Here is a 14,128-nt window from a genome sequence, read left to right on the forward strand (position 1 = left end):
CTTCCGTTACGCGCGATCCGCGACACGTTCGCCGAGCAGGCCCGACGGACGGAATACCAGCACGATGATCAGCACGATGAAGGCGAACACGTCCTGGTAGTTGCTGCCGAATACGCCGCCCGTGAGGTTGCCGATGTAGCCGGCGCCCAGCTGCTCGATCAGGCCGAGCAGCACGCCGCCGACCATTGCGCCGCCGAGGTTGCCGATCCCGCCGAGCACGGCGGCGGTGAACGCCTTCATGCCGGGGATGAAGCCCATGTAGAAGTGCACGTTGCCGTATTCGGACGCGATCATCACGCCGGCCAGCGCGGCGAGCGCGGAGCCGATCATGAAGGTGGCCGAGATCACGAAGTTCGGGTTCACGCCCATCAGGCTCGCGGTGTTCGGGCTTTCCGCGATCGCGCGCATCGCGCGGCCGAGCTTGGTCTTGTGCACCAGCAGCAGCAGGCCGCCCATCACGATGAACGCGACGGCGATGATCACGATTTCAGTGACCGAGATCACGGCGCCGGGCGTCGTGTCGGTCGCCTTGATCACGTTGATCGGGTCGGTCGGCAGCAGCTGCGGGAACGGCAGCGGGTTGCGCGACCAGATGATCATCGCGGCCGTCTGCAGCAGGATCGACACGCCGATCGCGGTGATCAGCGGCGCGAGACGCGGCGCGCGGCGCAGCGGCCGGTACGCGACGCGTTCGATCGTGAAGCCGACGAACGCGCAGACGATCGCGGCGATGCCCAGGCCGATCGTCAGCGTCGCGACGTTGCCGAGTGCGGGGAAATGGTTCTGCAGCACGGTGATCGCGGACAGCGCGACCATCGCGCCGATCATCAGCACGTCGCCGTGCGCGAAGTTGATGATGCCGAGAATGCCGTACACCATCGTGTAGCCCAACGCGATGATGGCGTACACACTGCCGAGCACCAGCCCGTTGAGGATCTGCTGGACGAAAATATCCATTTAAAGCTCCTTGGCCCGTGCCGCCGGAGGACGTTGCGCCCCGCGGGTAAGCGAGGAATCGCGCCTTCTCGACGACACTGCGGGTACTAGTCGATACCGGTAAGGGTGAATCGTCCCGGCGCGCGTCGCCCGGCCTGTACGGCCGGACCTGCCGCCGGAGCGGATACAAAAACGGCACCGCACTGTTCCGGTGCCGCCGTGAGTCCCGTCGCTAAATCGTCACGACATCGAGGACGGTGTGCTTGGCCTCCTTGAAGTCGTTGGGCAGCATGCCGAAACGGCCGTCGTCCGGGTTCCCGGAGTCCGGGCCTTTTTCCGTCCGGCGCGAGGCGAACCCCGCTTCCGCACAGATCAGGTTCCGCGCCGCGTGGTTCGCGGGCTCGACCACCTTGCCGGCATGCACGCCGCTGCCGCCAAGGGTTTGCATTCCGGTGCCGGACGCCGTCGCCTGCTTCGCAAGCGAGCCGCCCGCCGCCGCGCCGCCCGTCAGGGCAACGCGAAAACCGCACCCGACATTCGTCAGGACTGCATCGGAATCCATCGCACGAACCAGCCGGCCCGCGGCGACGGGATCGGCCGTCGCGGGCAACTGCTTCGTCGAATCGAAATGATGGGGGGCCGGGATGCGTCGCCCGTCCGATGTCGCGCCCGGGTCGCCGGCGCCTTCGAACGCAGTTCGCGTGCCCGCCGACGCCCGACCGGCCGCCTGGCCTGCGCGAGCCGCCGCGCGCCGCACGACGGGTCGCGTACGGCCGGCTGTGTGCATGTCCTCGATCGCCAAACGTGCCCCGTTTCCCTTGTCCTTGCCCGATTGCGCGATGCGGCGCCCGAACGACGCCGCCCGACCGGTTCTGGCGACGCGCACGTCGCCGGCCGGCGGTGCCGCGAATGCCGCAGCCTCGTTGCCCGCCCCGTCGTCGCTCTTTTTGCTGCAACCGGCAGGCATTGCAACCGGTACGGCGACGGACACGGCGTAAGCCGACTTCACATGCATCGAATAGGTCTCCCGCGCCTTGCCAAAACCCGTTTTCAAAGCCATTCCGGCCTCAAAACGGGCGCATTGTAACTCCATTTATAGAACGCCAATATTCCTGATTTGATGGGGTTTTCCTGCATTGCAACCAATTTTGAGAGACAGGCCGGAATCAGTGGAGCAACCCGGTTGCACCATGATTGTGAACAATGGTTGCGATTGCGCTTTCGGTGCACGAAAAAAAAGCGCGCCGTGAGGCGCGCTTCGGTGTCCACCGGGTGCGATGCGGCAATCAGGCGGCGGGCGGCAGGTTCAACCCGCGCGGCAGCGGAAACGACACGTTTTCCTCGATCCCGTCGAGCGCACGCACGTTGCGCACGCCGAGTTCGCGCAGCCGCGCGATCACGGCCTGCGCGAGCACCTCGGGCGCCGACGCGCCGGCCGTCACGCCGATGCGGCGCTTGCCGGCGACCCATGCCGGATCGATCTGCTCGGGCGCGTCGACCATGTACGCGTCCACGCCGCGCTTCTCGGCCACTTCGCGCAGCCGGCTCGAATTCGAGCTGTTCGGGCTGCCGACGACGATCACGACGTCGCACTGCGGCGCCATGAACTTCACCGCGTCCTGGCGATTCTGCGTCGCGTAGCAGATGTCCTGCTTCTTCGGCTCGCGGATCTTCGGATACTTCGCCTTCAGCGCCGCAATGATCTCGGCCGCGTCGTCGACCGACAGCGTCGTCTGCGTGACGAGCGCGATGCGCTCGGGATCCGCGAGCTCGAGCTTCTGCACGTCCTCGACGCTCTCGACCAGGTGCATGCCGCGCTCGACCTGCCCCATCGTGCCTTCGACTTCCGGATGGCCCTTGTGGCCGATCATCACGATGTCGACGCCGTCCTGGCGCATCTTCGCGACTTCGACGTGCACCTTGGTGACGAGCGGGCACGTCGCGTCGTAGATGCGCAGCCCGCGCACGCCGGCTTCGTCGCGCACGGACTTCGACACGCCGTGCGCGCTGAAGATCACGGTATTGCCGGCCGGCACTTCCTCGAGTTCCTCGACGAAGATCGCGCCCTTCTTCTTCAGATCCTCGACCACGTACTTGTTGTGGACGATCTCGTGACGGACGTAGATCGGCGCGCCGTGCATCGCGATCGCGCGCTCGACGATCTCGATCGCACGGTCGACCCCCGCGCAAAAGCCGCGCGGCTGCGCGAGCAGGATTTCGGCGTCGGCTGCGACGGTCTGTCCGGACAGCGTATCGGTGGTGCTCATGATTACAGGATTCCGATGATTTTCACTTCGAACGTGAGCGACTGGCCCGCGAGCGGATGATTGAAATCGAACAGCGCGGAGGTTTCGCCGACTTCCTTCAGCACCCCTGCATACCGTCCGCCGTCCGGCGCGTTGAACTCGATCAGTTCGCCCGGCGTGAAATCGTCGCCGACCATCCCGTTCTCGCGCAACGTCGACAGCGTCACGCGCTGCAGCATGTCGGGATTTCGGGGACCGAACCCCTGTTCGGGCGTTAGCTGAAAAGTCGAGTGGTCGCCGACCTTGAGCCCGAGCAGAATCTGTTCCAGCGAGGGCGCCAGCTGCCCGGCGCCGAGCAGCAGCGTGGCGGGCTTGTCGGAGAAGGTGTTGACGATGTCCGCGCCGTCGGCCAGTGCAAGCCGGTAATGCAGCGTGACATGGGAACCGGGCTTCACTTCGGATAGATCGATGAGGCTCATGAATTACTCGTTCAGTCGGCGCCCGAAACGGCCGCGAGGCCCAGCGCAAAGCCAATATTGTAAGTCACCTGAGCGCGCAAGGCTGAAAGTGCGACGACGTCGCGCAGCAGGCCGCCGCCAATGGAGTTTCGACGATGCCGACACCCTGCCTGGTTTTCCCCTTCGCCGAGTGCCGCGACGACGCCGGCCGGCCGGCGACCCGCTCGATCGCGCGGCGGCCCGATCCGCCCCGCCGCACGCGCCCGGCGAAGCCGCGCCGGAGGCCGGGCTGGCAGTCCGACCTGCCGCGCGAGCGGCTGCTGGAACGCGGGCCGGCCGCGCTGACCGACGAGGAGCTGGTCGCGCTGCTGCTCGGCTCGGGCGTGCGCGGCCACAACGTGTTCGACAGCGCCACGAAGCTGCTCCGGCAGTTCGGCACGCTGCGCGGGATGCTCGACGCGACGGCGGACGATTTCGCCGCGTACCCGGGCATCGGCCCGGCGCGCGCCGCGCTGCTGAGCGCGGTGACCGAGCTCGCGCGCCGCGCGCTCGCCGAAAAGGCCACCGCGCGACAGCCGATCGATTCGCCGGGCGCGGTGGAGGATTATCTGCGGCTGATGATCGGCGCGCGCACGCACGAAGTGTTCGTCACGCTCTATCTCGACGCGCGCCACTGCCTGATCGACGTGGAGGAAAGCGCGCGCGGCTCGCTGACGCGCATGGCCGTCTATCCGCGCGAGATCGCGCGCCGCGCGCTGACGCTGAACGCCGCCGCGGCGATCGTCGCGCACAATCATCCGTCGGGCGCGGTGCGGCCGAGCGCCGAGGATCGCCGCCTGACCCGCGTGCTGCGCGACGCGCTCGCGCTGATCGACACGCGCCTGCTCGATCACGTGGTCGTAGGCGTCGGCGACACTTTCTCGTTCGCGCGCGCCGGTTGGCTGTAGACTGTGGCGCGGCGACCCGTCCTGCGGCCGCCGCAACGGTGAAGCGAAATTAGGTTTGATTTTCCTGATCTTTTTCTGCTAGAATCGCCGTCTGTCTTTTTTCCAACCAGTTCTAGCCATCGAAGGGCCTTGTCTGCAAGGGCTTGGGCGTTCTGAGTGCGGCCATGGATCACGTGGCGGTACGATGGAACCTTCACCGGCGATCGAACCCCGAATTTAGCGTATTAGGAGTGCTCTCATGGCACGCGTATGCCAAGTAACTGGGAAAGCGCCGATGAGCGGCAACAACGTTTCCCACGCGAACAACAAGACCAAGCGTCGTTTTCTGCCGAACCTGCAAAACCGCCGGTTCTGGGTTGAAAGCGAAAACCGTTGGGTGCGCCTGCGCGTTTCGAACGCCGGCCTGCGCCTGATCGACAAGAACGGCATCGATTCCGTGCTCGCTGACCTGCGCGCACGCGGCGAAGCCTAAGCCTCAGGAGCACAATCATGGCAAAAGGCGCACGCGACAAGATCAAGCTTGAGTCGACCGCTGGCACGGGTCACTTCTATACGACCACGAAGAACAAGCGCAACATGCCGGAAAAGATGGCGATCAAGAAGTTCGATCCCGTCGTCCGCAAGCATGTGGAATACAAAGAAACCAAGATCAAGTAATCTCCGGTTTCTGCCAGCCTGACGACAACGAAAAGCCCCGCGAATGCGGGGCTTTTTGTTTTGCGCGCACGCTGGCCCCCGACGCGGTATGCTCTCCCCTTCCCGCGCGCCGGCCGCCTGAGCGCCGGCCGCAGGGAACGCACAAGATCAAAAGCGTAACGATGGAGATGCAGCATGAAATTCGACGTGGCGATCGTCGGCAGCGGCCTGGCAGGGCTGTCGGTCGCACTCAACCTGGCCAGCACGCGACGTGTCGCGCTGATCGCGAAACGTTCGATGATGGAGGGCGCGAGCGATAACGCGCAGGGTGGCATCGCCGCCGTCCTCGATTCGGCCGACAGCATCGAGAACCATGTCGACGACACACTGGTCGCCGGCGGCGGCCTGTGCGACGAAGGCGCGACGCGCTACATCGTCGAGCACGGCCGCGAAGCGATCGAATGGCTGATCTCGCAGGGCGTGCCGTTCACGAAGGACGACGCGGCCGAACTCGGCTTCCACCTGACGCGCGAAGGCGGCCACAGCCACCGCCGCATCATCCATGCGGCCGACGCGACGGGCCACGCGGTGCTCGCGACGCTGTCCGAGCGCGCGCGCCGCCATCCGAACATCACGTTCTTCGAAAACCATCACGCGATCGACCTGATCACGTCGGAGCGGCTCGGCCTCGCCGGCCGCCGCTGTCACGGGCTCTATGCGCTCGACGTCGAACACGACCGCACGATCACGATCGAGGCGCCGCATACGGTGCTCGCGACCGGCGGCGCCGGCAAGGTCTACCTGTACACGACCAACCCCGACACCGCGACCGGCGACGGCATTGCGATGGCGTGGCGCGCGGGTTGCCGCGTCGCGAACATGGAATTCATCCAGTTCCACCCGACCTGCCTGTTCCACCCGTATGCGAAATCGTTCCTGATCTCGGAAGCCGTGCGCGGCGAAGGCGGCCTGCTGAAACTGCCCGACGGCACGCGCTTCATGCCCGCGCACGACCCGCGCGCAGAGCTGGCGCCGCGCGACATCGTCGCGCGCGCGATCGACTTCGAGATCAAGAAGCGCGGGATCGACTGCGTGTACCTCGACATCAGCCACCAGCCGGAAGCGTTCCTGCGCGAGCACTTCCCGATGATTCATGCACGCTGCCTCGAATTCGGCATCGACATCGCGAAAGACCCGATCCCCGTCGTGCCGGCCGCGCACTACACGTGCGGCGGCGTCGTGACCGACCTGGCCGGGCGCACCGATCTCGCGGGGCTGTATGCGGTCGGCGAGACCTCGTACACCGGGCTGCACGGCGCAAACCGGCTCGCCAGCAACTCGCTGCTCGAATGCCTGGTGATCGGCCGCGCGGCGGCCGGCGCGATCGAGGCGGCCGGCTTCGACGCGCAAGCGACCGGCGAGCTGCCCGCATGGGACGAAAGCCGCGTGTCGGATGCGGACGAGGAAGTGGTCGTCGCGCACAACTGGGACGAACTGCGCCGGCTGATGTGGAACTACGTCGGCATCGTGCGCACCGACAAGCGCCTCGAACGCGCGAAGCACCGCCTGTCGCTGCTGCGCGACGAGATCCACGAGTACTACGCGAACTTCCGCGTGACGCGCGACCTGCTCGAACTGCGCAACCTGGTCGACGTCGCGACGCTGATCGTGAAAAGCGCGCACTCGCGCCGCGAAAGCCGCGGGCTGCACTACAGCCGCGACTGGCCGAACACGCTGCCCAAGGCGCTGCCGAGCGTGCTGCAGCCGCGCGCGCGACGCTGAGCGGCGCACGCGCACCGTTCCCGTCGCACCATGAAAAAAGCCGCTGGCAGTTGCATGCCAGCGGCTTTGTCGTTTCGTCGGCGCGCATCGCGCGCGCCGGCGTTCAGTCGACGATGCGCATCGAATAGTCGGTCGCGCGCACGTCCTTCGTCAACGCGCCGATCGAGATGCGATCGACGCCCGTCTCCGCGAACGCGCGCACCGTGTCGAGATTGACGCCGCCCGACACTTCGAGCAGCGCCCTGCCCGCCGCCACGCGCACCGCTTCGCGCATCATGTCGAGCGTGAAGTTGTCGATCAGCACCGACTGCGCACCGTGCGCAAGCGCCGTGTCGAGCTGCGCGAGCGTCTCGACCTCGACCTGCACCGGCACGCCGGCGTTCAACGCGAACGCCGCATCGAGCGCCTCGCCGACGCCGCCCGCCGCCGCGATATGGTTTTCCTTGATCAGGATGCCGTCGTACAGCGCGAGACGCTGGTTCTCGCCGCCGCCGACGCGCACCGCGTACTTCTGCGCGAGCCGCAGGCCCGGCAGCGTCTTGCGCGTATCGAGGATCTTCGCGCGCGTGCCTTCGACGCGGTCGACGTAGCGGCGCGTCGCGGTCGCGACGCCCGACAGCAGCTGCAGGAAGTTCAGCCCGTTGCGCTCGGCAGTCAGCAGCGCGCGCGCCGGCCCTTCGAGCTCGCAGACGGTCGAATCGGCCGACATCCGGTCGCCTTCGCGGTAGCGCCACTGCACGGTGATCGCCGGGTCGATCCGGCCGATCACGGCCTCGAACCACGGCACGCCGCACAGCACGGCTTCCTCGCGCACGATGATGCGCGCACGGCGGCGTTCGCCGTCCGGCACGAGCCGGCCCGTCTGGTCGCCGGCGCCGACGTCTTCGGCGATCGCATCGGCGACGTTGCGCGCGATCGCGTCCTCGAATGCCGCGCCGTATTGCGCGCGCACGATGTCGTAAAGCGGAGAAACGGCGCTCGTCATGCCGCCCCCACGTTCGCGAACAGCTGCTGGTCGCGCTGCAGGTCGCCGCTCGCCTGCACGCGCTTCTTGTGCGCGGCCGCGAAGGCGAGCATCCGGTCGATCGGCACGCGTGCGCGTTCGCCGATCGCCGGCTCGACGAAGATCTCGTTGTGGCCGCGTTCGAGCACGTCGGCGAGGTTCGCGAGGCCGTTCATCGCCATCCAAGGGCAATGCGCGCAGCTCTTGCAGGTCGCGCTGTTGCCGGCCGTCGGTGCGGCGATGAAGGTCTTGCCGGGCGCCGCGAGCTGCATCTTGTGCAGGATGCCGAGATCGGTCGCGACGATGAAGCGCGTCGCGTCGAACCTGACTGCCGCATCGATCAGCTGCGTCGTCGAACCGACGACGTCGGCCTGCGCGACGACGTTCTCCGGCGATTCGGGATGGACCAGCACCTTCGCGTCCGGATACTCGGCGCGCAGCAGGTCGAGCTCGATGCCCTTGAATTCGTCGTGAACGAGGCACGAGCCCTGCCACATCAGCATGTCCGCGCCGGTTTTCTTCTGAATATAGCTGCCGAGATGACGATCCGGCGCCCAGATGATCTTCTCGCCGCGCGCGTGCAGGTCCGCGACGATCTCGAGGCCGATCGACGACGTGACCATCCAGTCCGCGCGCGCCTTCACGGCGGCGCTGGTGTTCGCGTAGACGACGACGGTGCGATCGGGATGCGCATCGCAGAACGCGGAGAATTCGTCGACCGGGCAGCCCAGATCGAGCGAGCAGGTCGCATCGAGATCGGGCATCAGGATGCGCTTGTTCGGGCTCAGGATCTTCGCGGTCTCGCCCATGAAGCGCACGCCCGCGACGACGAGCGTCTGCGCGTCGTGATCGCGGCCGAAGCGCGCCATCTCGAGCGAATCGGCGACGCAGCCGCCGGTTTCGTCAGCCAATTCCTGCAGTTCGGCATCCACGTAATAGTGTGCGACCAGCACGGCCTTTTCGCGCACGAGCAATGCCTTGATGCGCGCCTTCAGCGCAGCGCGCTCCTCGGCGGACGGCGTTTCCGGCACCTTCGCCCAGGCCTGCCCGACTCCGCACACGGCCCCTGCCGCGACCGGTCGGTCGTACTCGACGGATTTGATCGTCGATTGCATCTCCAAGTCTCCTGTCGACCGCAGCGCGCGTCGGCGCAGCCCGCGATCCCATGCTTCGCACCGGCCGGAACGCACGCGCAGCGCATGCCCGGCCCCACACCTACCAGCGTCGCCGGCCGCCCGCAAAAACCGGCGGCCGAAAAGAAAAAACCCCGCCAGCGCGGGGTTTGTGACGTCCTCAGATTCTAATCGATTTCGAATCAGGCGTAGCGGCGCAGGCGCATCGCGAATTCCTGCAGCGCCTTGATGCCGCTTTGTTCCGCGCGATGACACCAATCCTGCAATTGCGCGAGCAGCTGTTCGCGCGACGCGGTCGAGCGGTCCCAGATCGCGGCGAGATCCTGGCGCAGCTGGAAGTACGTATGCAGCTTCTGGCTGTTCGCGAAGATTTCCGGCAGCAGCTTCTTCTGCGGCTCGTCGAGGCCGTCGGCATCCTTGTGGAACCACTTGCGCGCGCCGCGCATCAGCTGGTACTTCTCGCCGCCGATTTCCTTCAGGTGCGCGAGCTCCTGACGGTATGCACGCTTCACGGCCTTGCCGTAGCGCGCCATCACCTCGTAGCGGTTCGACAGCACGGCCTGCAGCGTTTCCTGGTCGAGCACCGTCTTCGGCTTGTTCAGGCGCGGCGTCGGTGCGACCTTCTTGACCTTCGCGAGACCGAACGCCGACATGATGCGGATGTACATCCAGCCGATGTCGAATTCGTACCACTTGTTCGACAGCTTCGCCGACGTCGCGAACGTGTGGTGGTTGTTGTGCAGCTCTTCGCCGCCGATCACGATGCCCCACGGGAACAGGTTCGTGCTCGCGTCGGCCGAGTTGAAGTTGCGGTAGCCCCAGAAGTGGCCGAAACCGTTGACGACGCCCGCGGCCCAGAACGGGATCCAGACCATCTGCACGGCCCACACGGTGAGGCCGAGCACGCCGAACAGCGCGACGTCGATCACCATCATCAGGCTCACGCCGAGGATCGGGTACTTCGAGTAGAGATTGCGCTCGATCCAGTCGTTCGGCGTGCCGTGGCTGAACTTGCGCATCGTCTCCTCGTTCTTCGCTTCCGCGCGATAGAGCTCGGCGCCTTCGAGGAACACCTTCCAGATGCCGCGCGTCTGCGGGCTGTGCGGATCCTCTTCGGTTTCGCACTTCGCGTGGTGCTTGCGATGGATCGCGGCCCACTGGCCGGTCAGCATGCCCGTGGTCATCCACAGCCACGCACGGAAGAAATGGCTGGCGATCGGATGCAGCTCCAGCGCGCGGTGCGCCTGGCAGCGGTGCAGATAGACCGTCACGCCGATGATCGTGACGTGCGTGACGGCGAGCGCGAACAGCACGACCTGCCACCACGAAAAACGCAGGAGCCCGTGGGAAAGAAAATCGAGCAGGGAATTCAACAAGGCAGTTACCTGTGGTGAGTGCGGCGCCGGCGACAGGCCGGCGTCAGAAAGATGAAAGCATACCGCGGATAGACCGAAATTTTACTTCAACCGTTCCAAGTCTTTGTAAAAAATGAATATTTTCTTGTCATGACGCAACGCGGACAGTCCACGGACGGACCGGGAAGGCGCGGCGCTCCGGTTCTGGCCGGGTCGCCCGCGCGCCGGCCGCCTAAACCGCCGCCGATTGCCCGTTCGCCGCGCCGTCGGGCGGCGCGCCGGCGGCGCTCGCCGGCCGGCCGGAACCCGGCCCCGGGTCCGGTTCGCCTGCGCCCGCACCGGCGCCCGCGAACCCGTCCGGCAGCCCGATCACGCGCACCTCGCGCTGCGGGAACGGAATCGAGATCCCGTGCTCGACGAACAGCCGCCAGATGTTCCGGTTCACGGCCGAACGCACGCCTCCCGTGCCTTTTGCCGCATCCTCGATCCAGAAGCCGAGTTCGAGGTCGATGCCGTCCGCGCCGAAGCCGACCAGATACGGCGTCGGCGCCGGCTCGGCGAGCACGCGCGGCACGTCCTTCGCCGCCTCGGCGAGCAGCGCGAGCGCCTGCTCGACGTCGTTCGTGTACGCGACCTGCACCGCGAGCTTCGCATAGCCGCGCGTCAGGTACGACGACTGGTTCTGCACGACGTCGGTGATCAGCTTCTCGTTCGGAATCAGCGTCTCGTTGCCGTCGAGGCCGCGCACGACCGTATAGCGCGTACGGATCTGCGTGACGACGCCCTGCAGGCCGCCGACGCTGATCGCATCGCCGAGCCGCAGCGACCGGTCGAGCAGGATGATGAAGCCCGACACGTAGTTGCTCGCGATCTTCTGCAGCCCGAAGCCGAGGCCGACGCCCACCGCGCCGCCGAACACGCCGAGCACCGTCACGTCGATGCCGACCAGCGACAGCCCGATCAGGATCGCCGCGAACACGAGCAGCGCGCGGCCGACCCGCGACAGCACGACCTTCAGGTTCGCATCGAGCGTGCTCGCGCGCGCAAGCCGCTCCTCGAGCACCGAGCCGAGCCACATCGCGACCATCAGCGTCACGCACACCCACAGCGCGCCGGAGATCAGCGACAGCAGCGTCAGGTGCGCGTTCGCGACGCGGAACTGCACGCTGTCGAGCCAGTCGAGCACGTCGCGCTGGATGCCGAGCACGGTCAGCACCATCGCGGCCCACACGATCACCGACACGATCTTCTCGACGATCGACAGCCACGCATGCGTGTGGCCGTCGCGCGCGAACACGCGCCGCGCGAAGAAGAACAGCACGTAGATCAGCCCGATGCCGAACAGCGGCACGAGTGCGAGCGACAGCAGCGACGTCGACATGAACGGCTCGAACGCGAGCTGCGCGGCCAGCACGACGAGGCCGCCGAACAGCGGGAACAGCGCGCGCTTCAGGCTTTGCGCGCCCGCGCCGGGCATGCGGCCGGCAGCCCGCCGGCGCGCGTCGATGCGGCCGTGCACGAAGCGCGCCGCGACCCACGCGAAGCACAGCGCGCCGACCAGGATCGCCGCCTGCCAGATCATCACCGGCTGGTTGAAGTCGCGGATCACCGACGCGAGGCGGTGCGACAGCAGTCGGTTCTCCATCATCCGTGCCCTGCTCCGTTACTGCGCCGCGCGCCGCTCGAGCACCGCGGCGAAGAAGCCGTCGGTCGCGTGGCGATGCGGCCACAGCGACAGGTAGTCGCCCGTCTCGAGTTCGATGCGCTGGTCGGCCAGCACCTTCTGCGCGGGCACCAGCACGAAGTCCGGATGATCGGCGAGGAACTGCTCGACGATGCGCTCGTTCTCCGCGTCGAGCACGCTGCAGGTCGCGTAGACGAGCCGGCCGCCCTTCTTCACGAGGCGCGCCGCGCTCGCGAGGATCGACGCCTGCTTCGGCGTCAGCTCGTCGATCGACGTGCGCGTCTGGCGCCATTTCAGATCCGGATTGCGGCGCAGCGTGCCGAGGCCGCTGCACGGCGCGTCGACCAGCACGCGGTCGATCTTGCCGGCGAGCCGCTTGATCTTCGCGTCGTGCTCGCTGTCGATCAGCACCGGGTTCACGTTCGACAGCCCGCTGCGCGCGAGGCGCGGCTTCAGCTTGGCGAGACGCTTTTCCGATACGTCGAAGGCGTAGAGGCGGCCGGTCGAGCGCATCATCGCGCCGAGCGCGAGCGTCTTGCCGCCCGCGCCCGCGCAGAAATCGACGACCATCTCGCCGCGGCGCGGTGCGACCAGCGAGCACAGCAGCTGGCTGCCCTCGTCCTGCACCTCGATCTGGCCCTCCTCGAACAGCTTCAGGCGCGTGAGCGCCGGCTTGCCGACCACGCGCACGCCGAACGGCGCGAACGGCGTCGCGCCGGCATCGATGCCGTTCGCGCGCAGCGCGTCGATCACCTGGTCGCGCGACGCCTTCAGCGCGTTCGCGCGCAGGTCCAGCGGCGCCGGATAATTCAGCGCGGCCGCGAGCTGCGCAAGCTCCTCGGCTTCGAAGCGGTTGGACAGCGCCTGCTGGATCCAGTCCGGCAGGTTCGTGCGGATGCGCACCGGCAGGCTGGCCGGATCGATCTTCGACACGTGCTCGAGCCACGCCGCCTCGGCCGGCGACACGAACGGCTTCAGCGCGTTGCGGCCCATCGTCTGCATCAGCCCGAGCAGCGTCAGGCGCCGTGCGGGGCTGCCCGTGCCGCTTTCGGCGAGATGCGCGAACTCCATCTTCCGGCGCAGCACCGCGAACACGGCCTCGGCGATCACGCCGCGCTCGGCGTGGCCGAGCTTCGGATGCGCGCGGAAGAACCGGCTCGTCGTCGCGTCGGCGGGGCCGGCGAACTTCAGCACTTCGGCCAGCAAAGTCTCGGTCTGGCCGATCAGGAATCCGTGCAGCTTCATACGCCCTCACTCGTTTCGGGTTGCAGTTGGTCCGCGAAAATCCAGCGCGCCTCTTCCGGCGCCACGACCGCACGGCCGTCCTCGAGGCGCAGGCGCCCTTCGACGAACCAGCGCACCGCGCGCGGATACAGCACATGCTCGACCGTCAGCACGCGCTGCGCGAGCGCGGCCGCGTCGTCGCCGGCGCGCACCGGCACCGCGCCCTGCGCGACGATCGCGCCGCTGTCGAGTTCGGGAATCACGAAATGCACGGTCGCGCCATGCAGCGCAACACCGGCGTCGAGCGCCTGCTGGTGCGTATGGATGCCCTTGAAGCTCGGCAGCAGCGACGGGTGGATGTTCAGCAGCCGCCCCTCGAATCGTCTGACGAATTCGGGCGTCAGGATGCGCATGAAGCCGGCGAGCACGACCAGATCGGGCGCGAAGCGGTCGATCTCGGCGGCGAGCGCCGCATCGAAGCTGTCGCGGCTGTCGAACGAGCGATGGTCGACCACCGCGGTCGCCACCCCGTGCGACGCGGCAAAGGCCAGGCCGGCCGCATCGGGCCGGTTGGCGATCACGGCCGCAACCTGGGCCGGCCAACGCTCCTGCGCGCATGCGCGGACGATGGCCTCCATGTTGCTGCCGCGACCGGAAATCAGGATCACGAGTTTTTTCATCCGCGAATTTTACCATTCGGCCCTGCGTTTCCCGCCTCCTCAGC

Annotated in this window: 14 protein-coding genes; 4 read left to right on the top strand and 10 right to left on the bottom strand. The window is 67.1% G+C overall.

From position 1 onward, the window contains the following. Nucleotides 1-6 precede the first annotated feature (6 nt). The 4 genes from WS57_RS31335 to WS57_RS31350 all read right to left on the bottom strand — a co-directional run bounded on the left by WS57_RS31335 (nucleotide 7) and on the right by WS57_RS31350 (nucleotide 3,661). Nucleotides 7-957 carry a branched-chain amino acid ABC transporter permease gene (locus tag WS57_RS31335; RefSeq protein ID WP_009688992.1) on the bottom strand — a complete coding sequence of 317 codons (951 nt, stop codon included), beginning with the start codon at nucleotides 955-957 and terminating at the stop codon, nucleotides 7-9. Nucleotides 958-1,168: 211 nt separating this feature from the next. Continuing rightward, nucleotides 1,169-1,996 carry a hypothetical protein gene (locus WS57_RS31340; protein ID WP_069245280.1) on the bottom strand — a complete coding sequence of 276 codons (828 nt, stop codon included), beginning with the start codon at nucleotides 1,994-1,996 and terminating at the stop codon, nucleotides 1,169-1,171. Between the two features lie 226 nt (nucleotides 1,997-2,222). After that, nucleotides 2,223-3,203, bottom strand: a complete 981-nt coding sequence (gene ispH, locus WS57_RS31345; RefSeq protein WP_009688994.1) for a 4-hydroxy-3-methylbut-2-enyl diphosphate reductase — start codon at nucleotides 3,201-3,203, stop codon at nucleotides 2,223-2,225. 2 nt (nucleotides 3,204-3,205) lie between these two features. After that, complete coding sequence (locus WS57_RS31350; protein WP_009688995.1) at nucleotides 3,206-3,661, bottom strand: FKBP-type peptidyl-prolyl cis-trans isomerase; 456 nt, start codon at nucleotides 3,659-3,661, stop codon at nucleotides 3,206-3,208. Between the two features lie 134 nt (nucleotides 3,662-3,795). Between WS57_RS31350 and radC the strand changes: the two genes are divergently transcribed. From radC to nadB, 4 genes are all read left to right on the top strand, one after another. Further along, complete coding sequence (gene radC / locus WS57_RS31355) at nucleotides 3,796-4,587, top strand: RadC family protein (protein WP_059513262.1); 792 nt, start codon at nucleotides 3,796-3,798, stop codon at nucleotides 4,585-4,587. A gap of 238 nt (nucleotides 4,588-4,825) precedes the next feature. Beyond that, nucleotides 4,826-5,059: a 50S ribosomal protein L28 gene (gene rpmB, locus WS57_RS31360; protein ID WP_004186391.1), complete on the top strand. Its 234-nt coding sequence runs from the start codon at nucleotides 4,826-4,828 to the stop codon at nucleotides 5,057-5,059. 17 nt (nucleotides 5,060-5,076) lie between these two features. Next, nucleotides 5,077-5,244: a 50S ribosomal protein L33 gene (rpmG, locus tag WS57_RS31365; protein ID WP_006478046.1), complete on the top strand. Its 168-nt coding sequence runs from the start codon at nucleotides 5,077-5,079 to the stop codon at nucleotides 5,242-5,244. Nucleotides 5,245-5,418: 174 nt separating this feature from the next. Then, complete coding sequence (gene nadB / locus WS57_RS31370) at nucleotides 5,419-7,005, top strand: L-aspartate oxidase (protein WP_040127999.1); 1,587 nt, start codon at nucleotides 5,419-5,421, stop codon at nucleotides 7,003-7,005. Nucleotides 7,006-7,108: 103 nt separating this feature from the next. On the opposite strand, the gene nadC is transcribed toward nadB, so the two are convergent. The 6 genes from nadC to purN all read right to left on the bottom strand — a co-directional run bounded on the left by nadC (nucleotide 7,109) and on the right by purN (nucleotide 14,084). Continuing rightward, nucleotides 7,109-7,990 (bottom strand): carboxylating nicotinate-nucleotide diphosphorylase, encoded by an 882-nt coding sequence (nadC, locus tag WS57_RS31375; protein WP_040128000.1) that lies wholly within the window; start codon nucleotides 7,988-7,990, stop codon nucleotides 7,109-7,111. After that, entirely contained in the window at nucleotides 7,987-9,123 is a 1,137-nt protein-coding gene (gene nadA / locus WS57_RS31380; RefSeq protein ID WP_009687723.1) for a quinolinate synthase NadA, read from the bottom strand. Before nadA ends, nadC begins: the two co-directional genes overlap by 4 nt. 200 nt (nucleotides 9,124-9,323) lie before the next feature. Continuing rightward, entirely contained in the window at nucleotides 9,324-10,517 is a 1,194-nt protein-coding gene (locus WS57_RS31385; RefSeq protein WP_040128002.1) for an acyl-CoA desaturase, read from the bottom strand. A 211-nt stretch (nucleotides 10,518-10,728) separates the two neighbouring features. Continuing rightward, nucleotides 10,729-12,141, bottom strand: a complete 1,413-nt coding sequence (locus WS57_RS31390; RefSeq protein WP_069245281.1) for a mechanosensitive ion channel family protein — start codon at nucleotides 12,139-12,141, stop codon at nucleotides 10,729-10,731. Nucleotides 12,142-12,159: 18 nt separating this feature from the next. Further along, on the bottom strand, nucleotides 12,160-13,425 hold the full coding sequence (locus WS57_RS31395; RefSeq protein ID WP_059513259.1) for an RsmB/NOP family class I SAM-dependent RNA methyltransferase: 1,266 nt from the start codon (nucleotides 13,423-13,425) through the stop codon (nucleotides 12,160-12,162). Then, nucleotides 13,422-14,084 carry a phosphoribosylglycinamide formyltransferase gene (purN, locus tag WS57_RS31400; RefSeq protein ID WP_069245282.1) on the bottom strand — a complete coding sequence of 221 codons (663 nt, stop codon included), beginning with the start codon at nucleotides 14,082-14,084 and terminating at the stop codon, nucleotides 13,422-13,424. Before purN ends, WS57_RS31395 begins: the two co-directional genes overlap by 4 nt. Nucleotides 14,085-14,128: the final 44 nt, after the last annotated feature.

Source organism: Burkholderia pseudomultivorans (assembly GCF_001718415.1).
GTDB lineage: Bacteria > Pseudomonadota > Gammaproteobacteria > Burkholderiales > Burkholderiaceae > Burkholderia > Burkholderia pseudomultivorans_A.